The sequence below is a fragment of the Aquitalea sp. USM4 genome, assembly GCF_004328945.1.
GTDB classification, from domain to species: Bacteria; Pseudomonadota; Gammaproteobacteria; order Burkholderiales; family Chromobacteriaceae; genus Aquitalea; species Aquitalea pelogenes.
In genome coordinates this window covers 2844033-2864433 of the sequence record NZ_CP029539.1, presented here as the reverse complement: position 1 = coordinate 2864433, position 20401 = coordinate 2844033, and the positions used below count along the sequence as shown (strand labels likewise).

Sequence of the window (20401 nt, the reverse complement as noted above, 5' to 3'; positions counted from 1 at the left end):
AGCGGGTGGTACTGCAAAAACTGATTTATACCAACCCCGACTTTACCGCGTGGCTGCAACGCCAGCGGGCATTGCAACAGACGGCGTACACACTATTGGAACCAAGTACCACCAAGCCGCCGCAGTACAAAGCAGTCTCACATAAGGTTGACCGCCAAGTCGGACCGGCTCGCCTGCGCTCGTTCCTGTCTTCAACAGACGGCTAGAAGCCTTACGGCGCTTCAGCCCTTCTCCGGCAGCATCAGCGATTTTTGTTCCGGCTCCACCTCCAGCCCCCAGTCGCCGTATTCATACCAGTCCTCGCCCAGTACTTCCGCCGGGTGCTGGGTGCGGCCGGAGCCATTGCCGCATTGCAGGGAGTCGGCCGGGCAGTATTTGTCGCAGCCCCAGCAAATGCGCTCCGGGTGCGCCGGGTGCAGGGGAAATTTCCGGGCCATCTGGTCTTCCTTTCCAGTGTATGAATCTGCCGAGCAGCTGCCTGCCATTGTCCGGGCATGGGCTGGCTGGCGACTTGCCGCATATCAAAAAAAACCCGGCACAAGGCCGGGTGAAGAAGGTGATTACACCTTGGAGTCGGGTTGCGCCCGGGCCGCGGACGGGCTGCTCAGGCCGTCAAATGGGCATACAAGCGGGTGAGCACGCTGGGCAGCATCTGTGCCTGTTGCACCACCACATAGCCACGGTGGCCAAACAGATGGGGCAGATAATCCCCTGCTTCACGGTCCACCGTCAGGCAGAACGGCAACAGGCCGTCGCGGCGGGCTTCCAGAATGGCCTGGCGGGTGTCCTCGATGCCGTAGCGACCTTCGTAGTGGTCCAGGTCGTTGGGCTTGCCGTCGGAGATGATCAGCAGCAGGCGGCGTGCGGCCGGCTGTTGCAGCAGGATGCGGCTGCTCTGGCGGATGGCCGCGCCCATACGGGTGTAATAGCCGGGGCGGATGGCCAGAATGCGGCCACGGGTGCTGTCGTCGTAGCGTTCGGCAAAGTCTTTCAGTACCTGAAAGCGGACTTCCTGGCGGCGGATGGAGGAAAAGCCGTACAGGCCAAAACTGTCGCCTGCCGCGGACAGTGCTTCGGCAAACAAGAGCAGGCTGTCGCGGATGACGTCGATCACCCGGCCAGCCTCGTCCCCTACCCAGCTTTCGGTGGAGAGCGACAGGTCGGCCAGGGTGAGGCAGGCCAGGCTGCGCTCGCCCGGCGGCCACGCCTGGTACAGGCCGGGTTCGGACTGGGCCACGCAGCTGTGGCGTTCGGCCATGAAGCGGATGACGCGGTCGATGTCGATGTCCGGCCCGCACTCCTGTCCGCTCTTGCGCGTACGTTCCGGTGCCAGCGCCTGAAACTGGCGGCGCAGGCGGCGGGCCAGCGGCAGCAAACGCGCAGGCAAGGCGGCGGGGACGGCATCGCGCGGCAGCATGGGCTGCAGGCGGCAGTGGTCATCCACTAGCCTTTGCTGTTTCCAGTTCCATTCCGGCAGCAGCAGGCCGGGGCCCAGCGGGGTGTCGTCCCAGGCGGCGGCGGGCAGGTCCAGGTCGAACTTCAGCTTGCCGCCCTTGGTGTGGGCATCCTGCGCCAGCGACAGGCGGTTCATGTCCTCGGCCGCGGCGGCGGCGTTGTCGTCGTCATCCTCGTCGGTATGGCGGTTGACCTTGACGTATTCGTCCCAGGTAAACAGGCTCTCGGCGCGGAAGATCATCAACATGCCGTTCTTGCGTTCGTCCTGCACCACGCGCTGGGCACGGTAGCGGCGGCGCTGGCGCTGTTGCGGCTTGCTGCGCGGGCCGCTTTGCTGCGGGTCCTGCGCGGTGGACGGGGCGGTATGCTCCAGCGTGGGCGGGGCCGGGTGCAGCCACAAGGGCAAGGGATAAGGGGCACGGGCTGGCGGCGGCGTGTCCAGCACTTGCTGTGGCTGCAGCAGGGCCTGGCGGATGGCACGCTCCCAGGCGGCTTCGGCTGGCGGCAGGCGGGCCGGGTCTGGCCGCTGTGGCAGATGGGCTGCCACCAGCCGCTGATAGCTGGCAGCCAGGCCGGGCATGGCGGACAGACATGCGGCAGCGGCCTGTCGGTTGGCATTCAGCCAGTCACCGGCAGGCTGCGCAGTGGCAGCCAGTGCCATCAGCCAGAAATACAGTTCGCGATTGAGCGCCGCATCGGCAAACAGCTCGATTTTTTCCGGCAGATAAAAGGCCTGCTGGTCGGACCAGGCCAGTTCCACTCGCTCGCCGGTGCCGGAGAGGCGCTCCAGCCAGCGGCGGCGGGCGCCGTGTTCGGTCCCCACGGTGGAGCGCAGCGCCAGTGCCGGGTCGCCGCCCATGGCACGAAAGAACACCGGCGCAAGCGGTGCCACCTGCTCCAGCCGCACCGCAGCGGCGGCATGGCCGCGATAGGCTGCACGCTTGACCAGCTTGTCCCACCAGCCGCCGACGATATCTTCCATGACAGGCCCCGCTCAGGCAGGAAACTGGGTGTGAATGATGGCCAGCAAGGAGGCCACGGTGTCCGGCTCGTCGCTCAGCGGTTCGGCCAGCGCGGTGCGGCAGGCCAGCGCCGGGCGCATGCCCGATGCCATCAGCTTGGCGGCATACACCAGCAAGCGGGTGCTGACCGATTCGTCCAGGTCGTAACCGGACAGGCGGCGCAACTGGCCGGCCAGTGTCACCAGCTGCTGCGCCTGTGCCGCGGCAAGGCCGGATTCCTGCATCACCACCTGCTGTTCCACTTCGGCAGACGGAAAATCGAAGCTCATGGCGACAAAACGCTGGCGCGTGCTGGGCTTGAGGGTTTTGAGCACATGCTGGTAGCCGGGGTTGTAGGACACCACCAGCATGAAGCCGGGCGGGGCCACCAGCACTTCGCCAGTGCGTTCGATGGGCAGGATGCGGCGGTCGTCGGTGAGCGGGTGCAGCACCACGGTGGTGTCCTTGCGTGCTTCCACCACTTCATCCAGATAACAGATGCCGCCCTGACGCACCGCACGGGTGAGCGGGCCGTCGCACCATACCGTCTGGCCATCGCCAATCAGGTGGCGACCCACCAGGTCGGCAGCGGACAGGTCGTCATGACAGGACACGGTAATCAGCGGCAGGCCCAGCCGGGCTGCCATATGGGCGACAAAGCGGGTTTTGCCACAGCCAGTGGGGCCTTTGATCAACACCGGCAACTGCTGCTGCCAGGCGGCTTCAAACAGCTGGCATTCATCGCCTTGTGGCTGGTAGAACGGCGCGGATAATTCGGGACGCAGCGGTGCGTTCATGGCTTTTCCTTAGCGAAAACTCAACAGCAGCACACCGGTCACCAGCAGCAGCCAGCCATGCACGCTGGCGCGCAGCCAGTGCGGGGCATGGCGCAGCCCCATGTATCGCTCGATGACCACCCAGCCCTTGAGCCAGGCAAAACCCAGCACCAGCGGTGCCAGCCAGTGTTGTGACAGCTGGCCGGTTTCAGCCAGCACGGCCGCCAGCAGGGTCAGGCCACTGAGCCAGGCCCACAACAGCCATTGGGTAAGGGGGGCGGGTGTGTTCATGGGGTCAACGATACCGGCCATGCAGGGCCATGGCCTTGATTCCAGATAAGCCCTGCCAACAAACTGCGGCGCTTAACGCGCCACGTAAATCAGCGCAAACAGCACAATCCACACCAGGTCCACCATATGCCAGTAGGCGGCTGCGGTTTCCACGCCATCAATGGCCGCACCGGCATAGCGCCCGTCGCGGGCCTGCCACCACACGGCGGCGACAATCACCATGCCCAGCACCACATGCAGAAAGTGGAACACGGTGAGCGAGAGGTAGAACATCCAGAAATCGCCGCTGGACAGGGTGATGCCAGCGGCAAACTTGCCACCCAGCTCGATGGCCTTGAGCACCAGAAAACCGCCACCGGCCAGCATGGTGGACATCAGCCAGCGCCGCCCGCTGCGCTGACGGTTCAACGCAAAGGCGCGCACGGCAGCCACGATGGCAGCACTGCCCGCCAGCAACAGCAAGGTATTGAGTGTGGGCAGCAGCAGGTGCAGCTGCTGCTGGCCGTGGGAAAACAGTGCCGGATCACGCCAGCGGTGATAGCCGTACACCAGGAAGAACACGCCGAACACCGCCAGTTCGGCCAGGATGAAACACCACATGGCCAGGTCTCCCGGCACATGACGGTCTTGCGGTATGTCTTCCAGCAGCAGGCTGTTGGCAGGCATGGTTTGTCTCCAATGAAAAAACGGCCCTTTGCGGGCCGCTTGTTGCTCGGTTCACTCAGGCTTCGCGCTTGCCGGTGACAAAGAAGCTGATCAGGTACAGCATCAGGCCGCTGAAGAAGCCCAGACCGCACACCAGACGTGCCCAGTACAGCGGCATGATGTGGTCCTGCGTTTCCATGAAGGACAGCGGTGCGCTCGACATGCGTTGCAACCACACCTGTGTTGCCCCGGCAGCTGTCAGGCACAGCGTGATGCCGACGATGGACAGGGTCATCACCCAGAACGCCAGTTTTTCCACGTTCTGCGCCTGAGGGCTGTTGGCTTCACGGCCACGCAGCAGCGGCATGGTGTAGGAAATCATGGTCAGCACCACCATGGCGTAAGCACCGTAGAAGGCCATGTGCCCGTGCGAAGCAGTCAGCTGCGTGCCGTGGGTGTAGTAGTTCACCACCGACAGCGTGCCCAGGAAGCCCCAGACGCCCGCGCCCAGGAAGGACATCACACCGGTGCCCAGCGCCCACAGCGTGGCAGCCTGGTTGGGGTGCTGACGGCGGCGACGCTTGACCATATTGAAGGCAAACATGGTCATCATGAAGAAGGGCACCGGCTCCAGTGCGGAGAAGATGGAACCCCATACCTGCCAGTAAGCCGGTGTGCCGATCCAGAAATAATGGTGACCGGTACCGATGATGCCGGTGATCAGCGTCATGGCAATGATCAGGTACAGCCATTTTTCGATGATTTCACGGTCCACCCCGGTCACTTTCACCAGCACGAAGGCCAGCATGGCACCCATGATCAGCTCCCACACGCCTTCCACCCACAGGTGCACCACCCACCACCAGAAGTACTTGTCCAGTACCAGGTTGCTGGGGTTGACGAAGGAGAACAGGAAGAAGATGGCCAGGCCCCACAGCCCCAGCAGCATCACGATGCTGATGCTGGTCTTGCGGCCGGACAGCAAGGTCATCGACAGGTTGAACAAAAAGGACAGCGCCACCAGCACGATGCCCACCTTGGTGATGAGCGGCTGCTCCAGGTAACCGCGCCCCATGGTGGGCAGCAAGTCGTTACCGGTAAGGTGGGCCAGCACGTTATAGGGCAGGCCCAGGTAGCCGACAATGGTCAGCGCACCGGCTACCAGGAACACCCAGAAGGTGATGATGGCCAGTTTCGGGCTGTACAGCTCGCGCTCGCATTCTTCCGGAATCAGGAAGTAACCCGCCCCCATGAAGCCGAACAGCAGCCAGACAATCAACAGGTTGGTATGCACCATGCGCGCGGTGCTGAAATTGATGGCCGGGAACAGGAAGTCCCCCTTCACATACTGCAGGCCGATGATCAGGCCAAACAGGATCTGGCCGATGAACAGGCCGATGGCCGCCATGAAATAAGGCTTGGCCACCGCCTGCGAGCGGTATTTGATCTGGGCTGGCGCACGGGCTTGTTCAGCCGCCAGCGTTGCCGCACTTGCATTGCTCATGTGTATCTCCGTCAGCGATTGGTCTGGTGCGATCAGCCCTGGATATTGGGCGGCCAGTTATTGGTATTGATCTCGGAGGTGTATTTCAGGAAGGCCACCACGTCGTCCAGCTCGCCCTCGTTCAGATGAAACTGCGGCATCTGGCGACGACCGGGTACGTTGGTGGGCATGGCCTTCATCCAGCCCTTGATGAAATCCGGGCCACGGCGCACATACACATTGCCCAGCTCCGGTCCGAAATAAGCCCCCTCGCCCAGCAAGGTATGGCAGCCGCCACAATTGCGCGTCTCCCAGATCTTCTTGCCGCGCACCGCCGCATCGGTCAGCTTGGCCTTGGCGTTATGGCTGGGCAGGGCCATGGTGGTATCCAGCGTCAGCCCCAGGAACAACAGGAAAAAGAACACCGACCCACCGTAAAAGATGTTGCGGGCCGTCGATTTGGTGAAGCTCGCGCTCATCACGTCCTCCTCAAAGTGCTTGCACCGGCACGTCCGGTACCTGGGGCGAAATGTACGGATTCGGGCATCCCGATAGCATTGATTCGTATCAACGATTCCCGGCCCCCCTCCTTCCTACACTGGCGGCATCGTCATTTGGCAAGCCTTTGCCCGGGAGTCTGCATGCACCGCCCAGCCCTGCCCCCGCTGCCGCCCACGCCGGCCGGCAGCCCCCACTCCACCCCAAGAGACAGCAAGGTATTTGCCCCCGGCAGCGTTTGCCTGGTGGGGGCCGGCCCGGGCGAACCGGACTTGCTCACCCTGCGCGCAGTACAGCGACTGGGAGAGGCGGATGTACTGCTTTACGACCACCTGCTGGACCCGCAGATACTGCGGCTGGCACCGCCGCAGGCCAGCCGCATCTGTGTGGGCAAGCGCGCCAGCCGCCATACCTTGCCGCAAGCCGACATCAACCAGTTGCTGATCGACTTTGCCCGCAGCGGCCAGCGCGTGGTGCGGCTCAAGGGCGGCGACCCCTTGCTGTTTGGCCGGGGGGGCGAGGAAATGCTGGCGCTGGCGGCTGCGGGCATCCCCTGCGAAGTGGTACCGGGCATCAGCGCCGCGCTGGGTGCCGCCGCCGCGCTGGGACTGCCGCTTACCCATCGCGACCATGCCCAGGGTTGCAGCCTGGTCACCGGCCACCGCCGTCAGGGGGAAAGCGCACTGGACTGGACACAGCACAGCACGCCGGAGCAGACCCTGGTGGTGTATATGGGGCTGGGCGAGGCGGCCCATATCGCCAGCCAGCTGCTGGCCCATGGCCGCGACCCGGCCACGCCGGTGGCCATCGTGGAAAGGGCCTGCAGCACAGCCCAGCGTTGCGTGTGCGGCCAGCTGGCTACGCTGGCGCAGCTGATTGCCGACCAGCAGATTGCCAGCCCGGCGCTGCTCATCATCGGCAGCGTGGTCACCCTGCATCAACAGTTGCAGGCCTTGCGCCAGCAAGCAGTGATTTCTTGATACGGGTCATTCAGGCCGCAGCCGCAAACAGGCAATACTGCTCACCATCAACCTCAGCCAAGGCAAAGCACCATGAATGCCATCCAGCAACTGACCGAACAACATCGCCTGTGCGATGCCGACTTCGCCATCGCCGAAACAGCGGTGCGCCAGGGCGACTGGCCCAAGGCCCGGGCCGTGTTTCAAGCCTTCCACAACGGCATGCTGCAACATTTTGCGCTGGAAGAAGACAGCCTGTTTCCGGCCTTCGAAGCCGCTACTGGCAGCCAGATGGGCCCCACGATGGTGATGCGCAACGAACACAGCCAGATGCGCGCACTGATGCAGGACATGGCGCAGCTGCTGTCATCCGAGCATGCCGGCGACTATCTGGGCTGTGCCGACACGCTGCTTATCCTGATGCAGCAGCACAACATGAAAGAAGAAAACATTCTTTACCCCATGTGCAGCCAGCACATTACCGGCTTTGCCGACCTAGTTGCCGCCGGAGCCGCCGCATGAGCCCGCGCGACCTGCGCCAGCTGCCGCCGCCTCAGCCGATGGAAATCATCCTGGACGAAGCGGACGGGCTGGCACCGGGCCAGCAAGCGGCCTACATCCTGCCGCACCATCCCAGCCCGCTGCTGCCGCTGTTACAGCAACAGGGGCTGGACTTCCGTTTCGAACTGTCCGGTGACGGCGGCGTCATCCTGATCCTGAGCCGGCCATGAGCCAGGCCTGGCTGTCTTACGAAGCTGCCCCGCCGCCCTGGTTGCCGGGCAGCTTTTTTGCAGCCAGCCTCGCCTGGCTGCTGATCACCGGGCTCACCCTGCTGCTGGGCGACACTGTCCTTGCCAACCGCTTCGATCCGCTGATTGTCACCCTCACCCACTTGCTGGCGCTGGGCGTGCTGGGCAACACCATGTTCGGTGCCGTATTACAGCTGCTGGCGGTGGCCGCCGGGGTAGGTACGCCTAGCCCGCGTGCCTTGTGGTGGCGTATCTTCCCCGCGTGGCAGGCCGGTGTCGCCTGTCTGTGCTGGGGCTTCAGTCATGGCTTTGCCGCGACATGGCTGACTGCCGGCGCGCTACTGGCTTACAGCGCCGGGCTGGCGCTGCTGCTGCATGCGCTGCCCAGCCTGTGGCGCAGCCCGGCGCGTGATGCCACCAGCCAGGGGTTGCGTCTGGCCCTGGGCGGGCTGGGCGTGGCGCTGAGCCTGGGCCTGTTGCTGGTACTGACACTGGGTGGCCAACTCCAGCTGCCCTTCCTGCCTTTGCTGCACAGCCATGTGCTGTGGGCTGGTCTGGGCTGGTTGCTGGCCTTGCTGCTGGCCGTCAGCCAGACTGTAATTCCGCTGTTTCTGATCTCCCCGGCCTTTCCCGCCTTTACCCGCAAGCTATTGCCCGGCCAGTCGGTGCTGCTGCTGGCACTCAGCCTGTTGCTGCTGTGGCAGCAGGACAAAATAAACAACTGGCTGACACTTGCCGGTCTTCCCGCCGCCGCATTTGCCAGCCTCACCCTGCAGCAGCTGCGCCGCTGTCGCCGCCAGCAAGACCCCCTGTGGCTGAGCTGGCTGCTGGCCATGCTGGCTTTGCTGTCAGGACTGTCATGTGCCCTCGCCGCCCCTTGCTGGCCTGCCAACACCAGCCTGCCGCTGTACTGTGGCGTGCTGTGGCTGGGTGGCCTGGGGCTGGCTTGCGTGCTGGGCATGCTGGGTAAAATTGCCCCGTTTCTGGCCTGGCTGCATCTGCAACGCTTGCAGCCCCCGCGTGGCGTACTGCCCGCCACGCATGGTTTCCTCTCCGAACAAGCCGTGCGGTGGCTGACCGGCCTGCATGCGCTGTGGCTGCTGACAGCATTGGCCTGGTGTAGCTGGCCAGCCCATTGGCAGAGCGCACTGGCCATGCTCAGCCTGCTGCTGGCTGTCATGGCAGCCTGGCATGCACTCAGGCTATGGCTGCGCTACCGGCAAGTGCTGGCCATCTGCCTGCGACCAGGACAGCAGCCAGCACAGCCCGCCGCCTGAGCAGGGCGAGCCCCACTCCCCACTCCCCACTCCCCACTCCCCACTCCAGCATGCTCCCCCATGTGTGCATTTTGCTGTGGATTTATATCGTATTGCGATATATATTTGGATGGCAGCCTGTCGCTGCCAAGGAGATCGCCATGAACCTGCAACACCCGCTCCAGATGATTTACTCATCACGCCATGGCTGGGACCAGCTAGGCCAGCGTCATCCATCCGTGCTGAACAGCTTTGTGAAGATCGTGCTGCCTGCATCCCTGTTTGCCGGCGGCATGGTGCTGTACACCGCCACTTATCATGCCGACAGCTATGCTCCCGGCGTGCCGCTGCAAAACTGGCAGCAAGCCAGCCTGATCCTGCTGCTGACCAGCTGGCTGGCCGTCAGCCTGATGGCCTGGGTCATCCGCCAGTCGGTACGTGCCAGCAGCCGCCCGGCCTTTGCCGACTGCTACCGGCTGGCAGCGCTGGTGCCGCTGCCCATCTGGCTGTCTGCCGTGTCCTTGCTGCTGCCTTACCCGGCGCTGAATGTGCTGTGCGCGCTGCTGGGGCTGGCGGCATCGGCAGGCCTGCTATACCACGGCCTGGATGCCTGGTTCGAGCACGATGACTCGGTGCATACCCTGTCGCTGGCCTATACCATCTTCGCCATCGGTGCGCTGGTATGGCTGTTTGTAGTGGCACTCTTGCTGCTGCCCTTGTTGTAAACGGAGCCAGTCATCATGCATATCACCCTGCAATCCCTGCAAAGCTACCAGCCTGACTCCACACCGGCCTTCCTGATCGGCAGCGAACCGCCTGCCGGCCTGCCAGCCGATGTTGTGCGCCGCTTGCGTCATGTGCCGGCATTGTCGCCCGCACCGGGCCTGAGCGACTGGATGCACTGGCGCGAGGAACGCTGGAGCCAGTTTTGCGAAATCTACTGGGCCGTGCTGCACAATAATCCGCAGCGCTGGGAATGGCTGGCACACATGGCCAGACGGCAACACATCATCCTGCTGCATGCCGAAGCCGATGACACGCTCAGCGCCGCCCGTGCCTTGCAATTGTTCCTGCAGCAGCAAGAGGAGATGCCGCTTGCCTATGCGTCCCCGGTTTGCTTTGCCGCGCAATTCGGCAGTGGCGGGCTGTTGTGATATGGTGAGCAGACTTGTGTTTTCTCCCCGCTGTTGCCCACCATGACCGCTCCGCTACTCAGCAAACAGGATTTCGAACGCCTGGCCGATTTCCGTTACCGCCTGCGCCAGTTTTTGCGTTTCAGTGAAGAACTGGCGCAAGAGCACGGCATCACGCCCTTGCAATACCTGCTGTTATTGCAGGTGCAGGGCTACCCGGGGCGCGACTGGGCCACGGTGGCGGAACTGGCCGAGCGGCTGCAATCGCATCATCACAGCGTGGTGGGGCTGATCAAACGCTGCGAGGAGCAGGACCTGGTAAAGAAAACCCCGGGCCGCCAGGATGGCCGCCAGGTAGAAATCAGCCTGTTGCCCAAGGGGCAGGAGCTGGTGGCCAAGCTGGCCGCCCTGCACCGCGAGGAGCTGTTGCTGCTGAAAGACCTTGGCGGTGCCGAGTCGCTGGACTTGCTGCTGAACGTACAGCAAAAGCTGCAAGCCTGAGCAAGTCAGCCCGCACCGGCGGTTCTGCGCATGAAAATATCGCTACGCGATATAATATCCTCCCACCCCACATCTGTATCTGTCATGACTTCTTCACCCCAAACCCCACGCACGCGGCACTGGCTGCGTGGCTTCCTGCCTGCCCAGTTACTGGCGGGCCGCCGTGAACGGCTTTATGGCTGTGTCGGTGCCGGTATTGGCCTGCTGCTGACCGAGTTGATCAGCCGTGCCGCACTGGGTGGCTCCAGCCCTTGGTTCATCGCCCCGATGGGCGCTTCCGCCGTGCTGTTGTTTGCAGTTCCTTCCAGTCCGCTGGCCCAGCCCTGGTCCATGTTGCTGGGCAATCTGGTTTCCGCCGTCATCGGCGTAGCCTGCGCCCACACCATTGCCGACCCCGGACTTGCGGCCAGCATGGCCGGTGCCCTGGCCATTGCCGCCATGTTCCAGCTGCGCTGCCTGCACCCGCCCGGCGGTGCCGTCGCCATTACCGCCGTACTGGGCGGCCCGGCCATCCAGGCCATGGGCTTCCAGTTTGTGCTGTGGCCGGTTCTGGCCAATTCCCTGCTGCTGTTGGGCGTGGCCTTGCTGTTCAACAATGCCGTGCAGCGCCGTTATCCGCATCTGCCGGCAGACAACGCCAATCCGCACCACACGCAGGACCCGCTGCCCAGCGAACGCCGTGCCTTCAACCAGCAGGACCTGCACCAGGCTCTGGCCGATTTTGGCGAAGTGCTGGATGTCAGCGAGGACGACCTGGCCGCCATTTTCACCGCAGCAGAACAACAGGCACAAAAGCGCCGCTTTGGTGCCATCCGCTGTGCCGACATCATGTCGCGTGATGTGGTGTCCATCCGGCCGGATGCCAGCTTGCAGCAAGCCTGGGACAAACTGGCCCATCACAAGGTAAAAGCCTTGCCAGTGACCGATGCCGCCGGGCAGCTGCAAGGCATGGTGTCACTGCATGACTTCTTCCTGCCCCACCATCAAGCCAGTGCCATCCCGCAGGCAGCGCGGCTGGATGGCAAGGTGGCCGACATCATGAGCCAGCCGGTGCGCAGCCTGCAGGCTACCCAGCCCATCAGCGAACTGGCAGTGGCCTTTTCCGATGGCGGCATGCACCACATGCCGGTGATCGATGCCGCCGGCCAGTTGTGCGGCATGATTACCCAGTCAGACCTGATCGCCGTGTTGTTCAAGCAGTAAGGGCAGACAACAGGAAACGGCTGCTTTGCGCCTGCTTGCCCCGGGGGTGCAAGGCAGCGGTTGGCCACCACCAGCCAGTCCACCGTGCCTGTCTGCCTGACAGGCAAGGCCGATTGTCTTGACGCGAATCATTCCTATCCTGCCCGCCTGCTGGCGATACTCGGCTATCACCACCTGCATCGAGCCCGCCATGAACACCCAGCCACTCCCCCACCCTTTGCTGCGCGCACCGCACCGCATTGCCTTTCTGTTTGGCATGCTGCTGGCGCTGTTGCTGTTTGCGGCCTGGTTTGCCGAACTGGCCTCGCGCCTGGGCAGCCACCCCATCCTGCCTGCTGTCCCGGCGGTGATGGCCCATGCCTTCCTGATGCTGTATGGCATCTTTCCGCTATTCATGACCGGCTTCATCTTTACCGCCGGGCCGCGTTGGCTGGGCGTGCCTGCGCCATCCCGCCCCCGTTACCTGGGCGTACCGGCCTTGCTGGCCGGCGGATTGCTGTTGTGGCTGGTCGGTCTTGGTCTGGGCCGTGCGTGCTTGCTGGCCGGGCAGCTGCTGTATAGCGCCGGTTTTGCCGGGCTGACGCTGACGTTTGGCCAATTGATATGGCGTAGCCAGCAGGCAAACCGTCTGCACGCATGGATGGTGCTGTGCGGCTTTGCACTGGGCTTTGCCGGTTTGCTGGCTGGCTTGTACTGGCTGTGCAGCGGCAATGCCAGCGGCTGGCTGCTGATGCGCGACCTGGCCTTGTGGGGCTTTCTGCTGCCAGTATTCCTCACCGTCTGCCACCGCATGCTGCCGTTTTTCACCGTCAGCGCCATGCCGGAAATTCCGGCCTGGAAGCCGGACTGGCTGCTGTGGGCCATGCTAAGCGGCAGCTGGCTGCACGGCCTGCTGTCTATTGCAGGACTGACGACCGTGCCGGCGGACCTGCCCTTCTTCCTGTTGCTGGTTTATATCTGTCGGCGCTGGCAGGGCTGGCGTACCGGGCAGAATCGTCTGCTGTGCATGCTGCACCTGTCTTTTGCCTGGCTGCCGCTGGCTTTCTTGCTGTACAGCCTGGCCGCGCTGCTGCCGGTGTCGCTGGGGCTGGCGCCGCTGCATGCCATCACCACCGGCTTTTTCATCAGCATGGTGATTGCCTTTGTGTCCCGCGTGTCGCTGGGCCATGCCGGTCAGCCGCTGCAAGCACCTGCCTGGCTGTGGCGGCTGTATCTGGCGGTGCATGGCATGGCCTTGCTGCGCGTGACCACCGACTGCCTGCCCGCCACGTGGTCAGCCCGCCTGTATGTATTGAGCGCCTGCGCCTGCCTGCTGTTGCTGCTGGGCTGGAGCCTGCGTTTTGTCCGGCTGTATCTGCAAGCGCGCAGCGATGGCCAGCCCGGCTAGTGCATCTTGCTTCTCCCGCTGCCACAGGGCGGCTAAAATGCCGCCTGACATGCAACAGAAGCGGTAACGGAACAGATGGACCAGCAACTGAAAATCGAAGACTTGCACATTGGTGACGGCAAGGAAGTGGTGCGCGGCGCACTGATTACCACCCACTACACCGGCTGGCTGGAAGATGGCAGCAAGTTTGACTCCTCGCATGACAAGGGACGCCCCTTCCAGTGCGTGATCGGCACCGGCCGGGTGATCAAGGGCTGGGATATCGGCCTGATGGGCATGAAAGTGGGCGGCAAGCGCAAGCTGTGGGTTCCGGCGGCGCTGGCTTATGGCGAGCGGCAGATCGGCACGCGCATTCCGCCGCACTCCAATTTGCTGTTTGAAATCGAAGTGCTGGAAGTGCTCACCCGCGACGACTGACAGACTTCAGTCAGCCGCCTGCTGTGCCAACAGGCCGGCAACTTCATCCAGCACACTGGCCCAGTCACCGGGCTGCGACTGACGGAACAAGCGCATGCTGGCATACCACGGGCTATCGCTACGGCCCAGCCCCCAGCGGAAATCCGGGTTGAACGGCAGCAGCAGCCAGCACGGCTTGCCCAAAGCACCGGCCAGGTGCGCCACCGAGGTATCCACGCTGATCACCAGATCCAGCTGGCTGATCAGCCCGGCGGTGTCCTGCATGGTGTGCAGTTGCGCCGCATGGTCGATGATGCCGGAGGCAGCCCGCTCGCCTGCATCTTCACGGTATTCGCGTTGCAGGCTGTGCCACTCGACAGCCTGTTGCAGCAGATCGGGCTGCAGCAGACCGGACAGCGCAGCCAGTGTCAGGCTGCGCTTGCGGTCATTCAGATGCTTGGCCGAACCGGACCATGCCAGCCCGACACGCAAGCGTTTCTTCTCTCCCAGCAAGCCCGCCCAATGCTGCTGGCAAGCGTCATCCACCGCCAGATAGCCCTGCGCCGCCGGAATGTTGTCCAGCGTGGTGGCCATACGCAAGGGCAGCGACATCACCGGGCAGTGCAAGTCAAAGTGCGGCAGTGCCTCACCTTGGGTAAACACCTGACCGGACGGCAACAACTGGCTGGCCAGCGGTACCAGCGCCGCATTAAGCAGGATCAGCACCCGAGCGCCTTGCGCCTGCAACTGCGGCAGGTAACGCAGCATCTGGATGGCATCGCCCAGGCCCTGCTCCTGATGCAAAAGCAGCGTCTTGCCCGAGAGGTCCTCACCTTGCCATTCCGGCTGGGAAAAGCGCTGCAAGCCGGCACGCAGGCTTAGCTGCTTGTCCAGCTTGCGCGCTTCGTAGTCCTGCCAGCCACGGGCATAGTCGCCTTGCAGCAATGACAGCCAGCCACGGTTATGCCGTGCCAGAGCATCATTGGGCCGCAGCGCAAGCACACGTTCCAGCAGCACCTTCGATTCTGCATACTCCCCGCCATCCGCCTTGAGCGCCGCCATATTCACCAGCGCATCGGCATTGTGCGGGTCCAGCCGTATCGCCATGGCAAAGTCCGCGCCAGCCTGCTCGGGCTGGTCCAGCAATACCCGCACATTGCCTCGGTTGCTGTAGGCCTCCGCCATGCCAGGACGCAGAGCAACGGCACGGTCCAGATCCTGCAAGGCCTTGGTCAACTGCTGCTGGTTTTTCAACAGGATGCCACGATTGACATAGGCTTCGGCCAGGTCCGGTGCCAGCGCAATGGCACTGTTGAAATGGGCGAGTGCTCCCTTGGGCTGCACCAGTTGCACCAAGGCAAGACCCAGCAGGAAATGCACTTCCGGGCTGTCGGGGAAGGCCTTCAGGACGCGACTCAAACTGTCACGCGCCATGGCAGCCTTTCCCTGTTGCAGATGCTGCATGGCCTGATTGATCTTGTTGAGCGCGAGTTGTTGGTTCATGTCGACTGGGGTATTGGCATGGGTGGGCGGGGAAAACAGCGCCGCCAGTGTAAGGGGCTGCCCCGGTACTGGCAAACAGGACGTGCGGCTTACAAGCGCATGCCCAGCCCCAGGGAAACCAGGCTGCGGTCACGCAGCACATTGTAATCACCACCGCCGGTTTTCAGATAGCTCAGGTCCAGCTGGTAGTCTCGCCGCACATTCAGCGCCAGGCTGAACATGGTGGTAAACCGCCCCTGAGAATATTGGCCATCATAGGAATAGCCACGCACATCCTGCCCCAGGGTCAGTGCGGGGGTGAGCGTGATATCCGGCCAGCCGGTGGCATAGCGGGCCTCCAGCCGCAGCCGGGCACCCCAGGCATTGCTGGTGATGAAGCCGTCCAGCCGGCAGGTAGCGGCATCGCCACTGCAAGTGGCATAAGCCTGGCTGGCCGCCATGCCCCAGCCGGCTCGGCCATAGCGCATCACGGCCGGGTCTGGCAGGGAGAATACATGTTTGAAACCAAGTTCAGCCGCCAACTTGAAATCACCACCAGCCCATTTGCCCAGCGGACGCTCCCCGCCGAGGCTGAGATTCATCACCTGATAGCGGTCATAGCCGTCTGCGCTGGCACCTGCCGGCAGTTTGTACAAGCGCGCCAGCGGGCCACGCCCCAGCAACAGGCCGTTGAGAAAATCAGCGCCGTTCCAGGCCAGTGGCTGGTCCGGTATATAACCCAGCTCGGCATACAGCCCGGTCTGGTCCGGCAGACGGCTGGCAAAGTTCAGCACAAACAAATGCAGATTAGCCGGATAGCTGCGGTAATACTGGCTGCTCAGTCCGGTAGCCTGCGCCTGGCCAGTATTGGCCAGCAAAGGAGTCAGCACGCCCGCAGTATTGTGCTGCACACCGGTATAACCCACCTTGCTGTCGATATTGGCCGCATAAAAACCAAACCTGCCCACGCCATTAAGCAGATATTGCAGGCCGGCACCATATTGCCCACCGGATGGCAGGCGGTCTGGAGCGCGGCTAACATAGTCCAGCGCGTTACTCACGGACTGCGCATCGCTGGTGCTGATGCTGCGGTGGGCAATGGCAGACAGCAAGGCACCGTTCAGGGTGAGCTGATTACACCCTGGCTGCACATAATCGCCAGTGGAATAAAAGGTACCGCAACCGGGATAGACATTGGGAGCAAAAGCAAACTGGTAAAAGGCATCCAGGGTCAGCCGCTCGCTGAGGTTCAGCTTGCCGTAGACGGCCCAGTCCGGAATACCCGTCTCGGCCGCCACCGAACTGGCGCGACTGAGTGCTGCGTAATCGGTGGCATTGACCTGGGACAGCATGCCCCCGGCAGTGGGACTCCCCCAGGGAATGGTTTGCCGCCCGGCACGCAACTGCAGGGGATAGCCGGCAAGCGCAGTGGTGCCATATACATAGGCATCATCCAGCACCACATTGCCAAATCGGCCCAAAGGCACGAAGCCTTCATCACTCAGCGGAGCGCCAGACTGGTAATGGTTGCTTACATTGCCATGCAGCACCGATTGCTGTGCCTGGGTGTAGTCATACCAGGCCTTGCCGGCCAGCCGCAGCCCCAGGCCTTGGTATTGCAAGTCGGCCTGCACATAGCTTTCAATCGCGCTGGAAACGGCATCCCCGGCACGATAGTTCTGATCACCATCGTTCAGGGTATTCATGGACGCCCCCTTGACCAGTACCGGGTCCGGGTTGGCCGCGCGGATTACCGTACCAAGGCCCAGCCAGCCGCGCACGGACAGGTTGGCAGCGCCGACATCCAGCGACGTGGCCTCCCCCAGCTGCGGTTTGATGGTGGTTATGCCATTGCTGACTTCCGCTGCCCACAGTGGCAAGCACAACGCACCCAGCCCTGCCCCAAGCAGCAAGTTGCTGCTGCCGCTTAACCATGGTCGTGCCAATGGTGCCCTGCCATTCTTGTTTTGCATGCTTGTTATGATTATGCCCCGAATTCAAACCATCACATCCGCAACGCCTTGTATGCCACGCCGTTTCCTCAATCGGCTGATGGCTGCGTATCAGATCAGGTCGTCATTCTAACGTCGGCAGCAAAACTTCAACCAGCACAACACCATTACATTTTCTCATCCACCAGCCATATCGCATTACCTGGCCACACCCCTTGCCTTCAGGAGTGCGCCTTCGCCAGCTCGGGCGTCACTTGCCCCTGGACGCGCCCCACCCACCACAAGGCCACGCCTACCAGAGCCACAGAACACCAGCCATTCAGGCCATAACCCAGAATCTGGCCACCGGCACCATGACTTAACAACATTCCACCCAACCATGCTCCGCAGCCATTACCAAAAGACTGAATGGCACTATTGGCACTGAGAAATGCTCCACGATGGCCTGCTGGTGGCACCGTGGTCAACAAGGCCTGCATGGGAATCATACGTCCGGAAGACACCACCATGAACACGGAAAAAACAATCACAATCGCAATCAGCGGAATAGCAGGCAGGTGGGTAAGAAACAGCACCGGCACGATGTAAAGCAACGCAAAGATACGAAAAAGCCGGTGCTTGCCATAGCGGTCGGCCAGCTTGCCGATACGGCGGGATGTGAAGAAAGTGGCCGCCCCGCCTGCCATGTAAATCCAGGCGATCTGCTCCGGCGCAATACCATGATTCGCCACCAGAACCGGTGAAACAAACGGTACGATCATCATGTTCGATACCAGGATCACAAAGGTCAGACCAAAGGCCCGCAAGTGCTGTGGATTGCTTAGCAAATGCCACAAATCAGGCAACACCTGCCGCAAAGACGGCGGCGTACTTGGCAAGAACTGCCGAAGGGAAGGCACCAGCGCCAGCGCGGCCAGCCAGATCAGCACCGACAATACCGCGAGCAGGTAAAACGGCGAAGACCAACCCAGATGAGCACCCAGCACGATGCCGGCCGGCACCCCGGCAATCGCCGCCAGCGAAAAGGCGGTCATGATGGTACCGGTGGCCGCACCACGGCGGGAAACCGGAATGATGTCACTGACAATGGCCATGATGATGGAGCCGAGCACACCACCACTCAAACCGGCAAACGCACGGGCCACCAGCAGCATGTGAAAATTACCTGCCATGGCGCACACCAGGTTGGAAACGGCAAACAGGCCGTATATCACCAACAGCAGGCGGCGGCGGTCAAAGCGGTCGATATAGGTGGCGGCAAACAGGCCGGACAGGCCGGAACACCATGAGTAAGCCGAGACCGCAGTGGCAAATGCCGCCGGGCTGATGGCAAAGGCGTGCATGATTTGCGGCCCCAGCGGCATCATCACCATGAAGTCCATGATGATGGTGAACTGGGTTAGCGCCAGCAACCACAGCAGACCGCGTTCGCGTGATGGGCTTGATTCAGCCAAGGGCAACTCCTTGCAGGCATGTCTTGTCCGGACAAACAAGCGCATGATTATTTGATTGACAATATCAACAATATGGTTAGTTGTTGATATTGTCAACATTATTTTTGCCTGATGCTTTTCTGGGTGGTGTGATGATGTGCATTGCGGATCGCTGTCATATGCCGACCTGCCCACCATTGCCAAGCAAAAACCGGACATGGGTTCTTTTACCTTTGCCTGGTGGCCATGTGCAGTCGGAGTAATAGTCACCGACTGGTGGCCACTGCTGTATGAAATACCGGCAACAGCCAGCAGTAGGGCTTGGCTGGCAGGTGTTCCAGCATGCACTGGACAACTGACAGCGCTGCAGTATCAGCCTGATTGGACTGGCGCTGTGGTCGCTACGCCGCGTCTAGTTGGCCGTGCCAGCCGGTGTCATCATGAAGGAGTCCAAGCGACTTCGCGACATCGGCTCCGCCAGCAGGAACCCCTGCACCAGATCCACTTGCAGTTGTTTCACCAGCTCGAAATCCTGAGGTCGGCTGACACCCTCCACCACCACCGAAACATTCTGGCTTTGCAACATGCGCACGGCAAAACCCAGCAGCTTTTCTGCTGCCGGGTCTCCTGCTGCCTGATGTACCAGCAAGCGGTCAATCTTGACCGAATTGGCCGGAATTTCACGCAAATGATGAAAGCCGGAATATCCGGCACCAAAATCATCCAGTGCCAGATTAAAACCCATCACCCGCAGGCGAATGGCATTTTCCAATGACAAACTCAAGTTATTCAGCGGCTGGGTTTCTGTCAATTCAAGGGTAATGCGACCTGGTGACAAATGCATGGATTGAATGATGGAATTCAATTTTTCAGGCATATCGGGTTTATCAAATTCGCGGACATTAATATTGACTGCCACACCCAGCCTTTTCTGCGGAAACTTGATATCCCAGGCACAGCAATCCCGAGCAGCCTGCTGCAAAATGGTGCAAAGCAGTTTCTCGCTCAGATTCAACACATCCACCTGCTGCAGGAACACATCGGGCGTCAGCACGCCATGTACCGGATGCTCCCAGCGGGCAAGTGCTTCAACTGAAAGCACCTCAAGCGTTTGCGGATCGATCTTGGGCTGATACCAGGGTTTGATCTGGCCAGCCTGCATCGCATCTTCCAGTTCCTGACGGGAAAACACCATGCTTTCCATCGCCTTCAACGCCGTATCATCCGACAGTTGCCGTACACATTGCTGTAACAGGGTAGACAGTTCGCTCGCCGAAAACGGCTTTTCCAGACAAGCCAGTACTGGGAGATGGTAGTGAACGCCAAACCGCTGCACGCTCTGCAGGATGTCCTCGGTATGAGAACTGCAAAAGATCAACTGCGGCAGATCATCCAGTTTGCTGAGGTGACGCATCAACTGAATGCCATCCAGCCCAGGCATGCCAAGGTCGCAGATCATCAGGTCGTACTTATTGGCTTTCAGCAATGAAAGTGCCTGCAGGCCATCTCCCACCTCATCCACCAAGCATGCACCATGCTGCTCCAGCATGGAAACAATGACCTGGCGCTGCGCCGGATGATCTTCGGCGACAAGAATCTGCAGCGGACGATGACGTCCGGCATTGAATAACCCTGACATGAAATTCACCTGAAATGTGCTACATTGCTTTTATAAGTTTTATATTATCTTTGCCTCAGCACTGATTGATGATGGGAAATTTCTGATTGAATACTAGATTTATCTTATGAAATTTTTCAACAAACCCATTTACTCTCCAACAGTCCCATAACGAATAAAAAC

General features: G+C 61.6%; 21 protein-coding genes. 10 read left to right on the top strand and 11 right to left on the bottom strand.

Features of this window, described 5'->3' with window-relative positions; all coding sequences use genetic code 11:
• Positions 1-221: 221 nt before the first annotated feature.
• The 7 genes from DKK66_RS13250 to DKK66_RS13220 all read right to left on the bottom strand — a co-directional run bounded on the left by DKK66_RS13250 (position 222) and on the right by DKK66_RS13220 (position 6130).
• Entirely contained in the window at positions 222-437 is a 216-nt protein-coding gene (locus DKK66_RS13250; RefSeq protein WP_131358843.1) for a DUF3079 domain-containing protein, read from the bottom strand.
• A 167-nt stretch (positions 438-604) separates the two neighbouring features.
• Positions 605-2437: a nitric oxide reductase activation protein NorD gene (locus tag DKK66_RS13245; RefSeq protein ID WP_131358839.1), complete on the bottom strand. Its 1833-nt coding sequence runs from the start codon at positions 2435-2437 to the stop codon at positions 605-607.
• A gap of 12 nt (positions 2438-2449) precedes the next feature.
• A complete protein-coding gene (locus tag DKK66_RS13240) occupies positions 2450-3253 on the bottom strand; it encodes a CbbQ/NirQ/NorQ/GpvN family protein (RefSeq protein ID WP_131358836.1) in 804 nt (267 codons plus the stop codon).
• A gap of 9 nt (positions 3254-3262) precedes the next feature.
• Positions 3263-3544 carry a cytochrome C oxidase subunit IV family protein gene (locus DKK66_RS13235; protein ID WP_242673494.1) on the bottom strand — a complete coding sequence of 94 codons (282 nt, stop codon included), beginning with the start codon at positions 3542-3544 and terminating at the stop codon, positions 3263-3265.
• Between the two features lie 51 nt (positions 3545-3595).
• On the bottom strand, positions 3596-4189 hold the full coding sequence (locus DKK66_RS13230) for a cytochrome c oxidase subunit 3 (RefSeq protein WP_131358833.1): 594 nt from the start codon (positions 4187-4189) through the stop codon (positions 3596-3598).
• 55 nt (positions 4190-4244) lie between these two features.
• Positions 4245-5672, bottom strand: a complete 1428-nt coding sequence (locus DKK66_RS13225; protein WP_045846234.1) for a cbb3-type cytochrome c oxidase subunit I — start codon at positions 5670-5672, stop codon at positions 4245-4247.
• A 32-nt stretch (positions 5673-5704) separates the two neighbouring features.
• Positions 5705-6130, bottom strand: coding sequence for a cytochrome c (locus DKK66_RS13220; RefSeq protein ID WP_045846233.1), 426 nt, complete (start codon positions 6128-6130; stop codon positions 5705-5707).
• 162 nt (positions 6131-6292) lie between these two features.
• Between DKK66_RS13220 and cobA the strand changes: the two genes are divergently transcribed.
• The 10 genes from cobA (at position 6293) to DKK66_RS13170 (ending at position 13754) form a co-directional block, all read left to right on the top strand.
• The gene (cobA, locus tag DKK66_RS13215; protein ID WP_131358830.1) at positions 6293-7129 is read left to right on the top strand and encodes a uroporphyrinogen-III C-methyltransferase; all 837 of its coding nucleotides are present in this window, start codon (positions 6293-6295) and stop codon (positions 7127-7129) included.
• A 72-nt stretch (positions 7130-7201) separates the two neighbouring features.
• Positions 7202-7630: a hemerythrin domain-containing protein gene (locus DKK66_RS13210; protein WP_131358827.1), complete on the top strand. Its 429-nt coding sequence runs from the start codon at positions 7202-7204 to the stop codon at positions 7628-7630.
• Positions 7627-7839 carry a DUF2249 domain-containing protein gene (locus DKK66_RS13205; RefSeq protein WP_045846230.1) on the top strand — a complete coding sequence of 71 codons (213 nt, stop codon included), beginning with the start codon at positions 7627-7629 and terminating at the stop codon, positions 7837-7839. The genes DKK66_RS13210 and DKK66_RS13205 overlap by 4 nt, the downstream gene beginning before the upstream one ends.
• Entirely contained in the window at positions 7836-9134 is a 1299-nt protein-coding gene (locus DKK66_RS13200) for a hypothetical protein (protein WP_131358824.1), read from the top strand. Before DKK66_RS13205 ends, DKK66_RS13200 begins: the two co-directional genes overlap by 4 nt.
• 140 nt (positions 9135-9274) lie before the next feature.
• On the top strand, positions 9275-9838 hold the full coding sequence (locus tag DKK66_RS13195; protein WP_131358821.1) for a Yip1 family protein: 564 nt from the start codon (positions 9275-9277) through the stop codon (positions 9836-9838).
• A gap of 15 nt (positions 9839-9853) precedes the next feature.
• Positions 9854-10267: a DUF488 family protein gene (locus DKK66_RS13190; protein ID WP_131358818.1), complete on the top strand. Its 414-nt coding sequence runs from the start codon at positions 9854-9856 to the stop codon at positions 10265-10267.
• Positions 10268-10309: 42 nt separating this feature from the next.
• Positions 10310-10747: a MarR family winged helix-turn-helix transcriptional regulator gene (locus tag DKK66_RS13185; protein ID WP_131358816.1), complete on the top strand. Its 438-nt coding sequence runs from the start codon at positions 10310-10312 to the stop codon at positions 10745-10747.
• Positions 10748-10831: 84 nt separating this feature from the next.
• Complete coding sequence (locus tag DKK66_RS13180; RefSeq protein WP_131358814.1) at positions 10832-11950, top strand: HPP family protein; 1119 nt, start codon at positions 10832-10834, stop codon at positions 11948-11950.
• Between the two features lie 190 nt (positions 11951-12140).
• A complete protein-coding gene (locus DKK66_RS13175) occupies positions 12141-13337 on the top strand; it encodes an NnrS family protein (protein WP_131358811.1) in 1197 nt (398 codons plus the stop codon).
• A gap of 75 nt (positions 13338-13412) precedes the next feature.
• Entirely contained in the window at positions 13413-13754 is a 342-nt protein-coding gene (locus tag DKK66_RS13170; RefSeq protein WP_045846224.1) for an FKBP-type peptidyl-prolyl cis-trans isomerase, read from the top strand.
• Between the two features lie 6 nt (positions 13755-13760).
• Here the strand turns inward: DKK66_RS13170 and DKK66_RS13165 are convergent, their stop codons facing one another.
• From DKK66_RS13165 to DKK66_RS13150, 4 genes are all read right to left on the bottom strand, one after another.
• Positions 13761-15236: a tetratricopeptide repeat protein gene (locus DKK66_RS13165; RefSeq protein WP_131358807.1), complete on the bottom strand. Its 1476-nt coding sequence runs from the start codon at positions 15234-15236 to the stop codon at positions 13761-13763.
• Positions 15237-15325: 89 nt separating this feature from the next.
• On the bottom strand, positions 15326-17188 hold the full coding sequence (locus DKK66_RS13160; protein WP_131358804.1) for a DUF1302 domain-containing protein: 1863 nt from the start codon (positions 17186-17188) through the stop codon (positions 15326-15328).
• A 200-nt stretch (positions 17189-17388) separates the two neighbouring features.
• Positions 17389-18819 carry an MFS transporter gene (locus DKK66_RS13155; RefSeq protein WP_242673493.1) on the bottom strand — a complete coding sequence of 477 codons (1431 nt, stop codon included), beginning with the start codon at positions 18817-18819 and terminating at the stop codon, positions 17389-17391.
• Positions 18820-19012: 193 nt separating this feature from the next.
• Positions 19013-20239 carry an EAL domain-containing protein gene (locus DKK66_RS13150; protein WP_131358798.1) on the bottom strand — a complete coding sequence of 409 codons (1227 nt, stop codon included), beginning with the start codon at positions 20237-20239 and terminating at the stop codon, positions 19013-19015.
• Between the last annotated feature and the right edge of the window lie 162 nt (positions 20240-20401).

Bases quoted from the DNA above. Each gene is read 5' to 3' on its own strand.
- DKK66_RS13250 (WP_131358843.1), bottom strand. From the start codon at position 437: ATGGCCCGGAAATTTCCCCTGCACCCGGCGCACCCGGAGCGCATTTGC.
- DKK66_RS13245 (WP_131358839.1), bottom strand. From the start codon at position 2,437: ATGGAAGATATCGTCGGCGGCTGGTGGGACAAGCTGGTCAAGCGTGCA.
- DKK66_RS13240 (WP_131358836.1), bottom strand. From the start codon at position 3,253: ATGAACGCACCGCTGCGTCCCGAATTATCCGCGCCGTTCTACCAGCCA.
- DKK66_RS13235 (WP_242673494.1), bottom strand. From the start codon at position 3,544: ATGGCCGGTATCGTTGACCCCATGAACACACCCGCCCCCCTTACCCAA.
- DKK66_RS13230 (WP_131358833.1), bottom strand. From the start codon at position 4,189: ATGCCTGCCAACAGCCTGCTGCTGGAAGACATACCGCAAGACCGTCAT.
- DKK66_RS13225 (WP_045846234.1), bottom strand. From the start codon at position 5,672: ATGAGCAATGCAAGTGCGGCAACGCTGGCGGCTGAACAAGCCCGTGCG.
- DKK66_RS13220 (WP_045846233.1), bottom strand. From the start codon at position 6,130: ATGAGCGCGAGCTTCACCAAATCGACGGCCCGCAACATCTTTTACGGT.
- cobA (WP_131358830.1), top strand. From the start codon at position 6,293: ATGCACCGCCCAGCCCTGCCCCCGCTGCCGCCCACGCCGGCCGGCAGC.
- DKK66_RS13210 (WP_131358827.1), top strand. From the start codon at position 7,202: ATGAATGCCATCCAGCAACTGACCGAACAACATCGCCTGTGCGATGCC.
- DKK66_RS13205 (WP_045846230.1), top strand. From the start codon at position 7,627: ATGAGCCCGCGCGACCTGCGCCAGCTGCCGCCGCCTCAGCCGATGGAA.
- DKK66_RS13200 (WP_131358824.1), top strand. From the start codon at position 7,836: ATGAGCCAGGCCTGGCTGTCTTACGAAGCTGCCCCGCCGCCCTGGTTG.
- DKK66_RS13195 (WP_131358821.1), top strand. From the start codon at position 9,275: ATGAACCTGCAACACCCGCTCCAGATGATTTACTCATCACGCCATGGC.
- DKK66_RS13190 (WP_131358818.1), top strand. From the start codon at position 9,854: ATGCATATCACCCTGCAATCCCTGCAAAGCTACCAGCCTGACTCCACA.
- DKK66_RS13185 (WP_131358816.1), top strand. From the start codon at position 10,310: ATGACCGCTCCGCTACTCAGCAAACAGGATTTCGAACGCCTGGCCGAT.
- DKK66_RS13180 (WP_131358814.1), top strand. From the start codon at position 10,832: ATGACTTCTTCACCCCAAACCCCACGCACGCGGCACTGGCTGCGTGGC.
- DKK66_RS13175 (WP_131358811.1), top strand. From the start codon at position 12,141: ATGAACACCCAGCCACTCCCCCACCCTTTGCTGCGCGCACCGCACCGC.
- DKK66_RS13170 (WP_045846224.1), top strand. From the start codon at position 13,413: ATGGACCAGCAACTGAAAATCGAAGACTTGCACATTGGTGACGGCAAG.
- DKK66_RS13165 (WP_131358807.1), bottom strand. From the start codon at position 15,236: ATGAACCAACAACTCGCGCTCAACAAGATCAATCAGGCCATGCAGCAT.
- DKK66_RS13160 (WP_131358804.1), bottom strand. From the start codon at position 17,188: ATGCAAAACAAGAATGGCAGGGCACCATTGGCACGACCATGGTTAAGC.
- DKK66_RS13155 (WP_242673493.1), bottom strand. From the start codon at position 18,819: ATGTCCGGTTTTTGCTTGGCAATGGTGGGCAGGTCGGCATATGACAGC.
- DKK66_RS13150 (WP_131358798.1), bottom strand. From the start codon at position 20,239: ATGTCAGGGTTATTCAATGCCGGACGTCATCGTCCGCTGCAGATTCTT.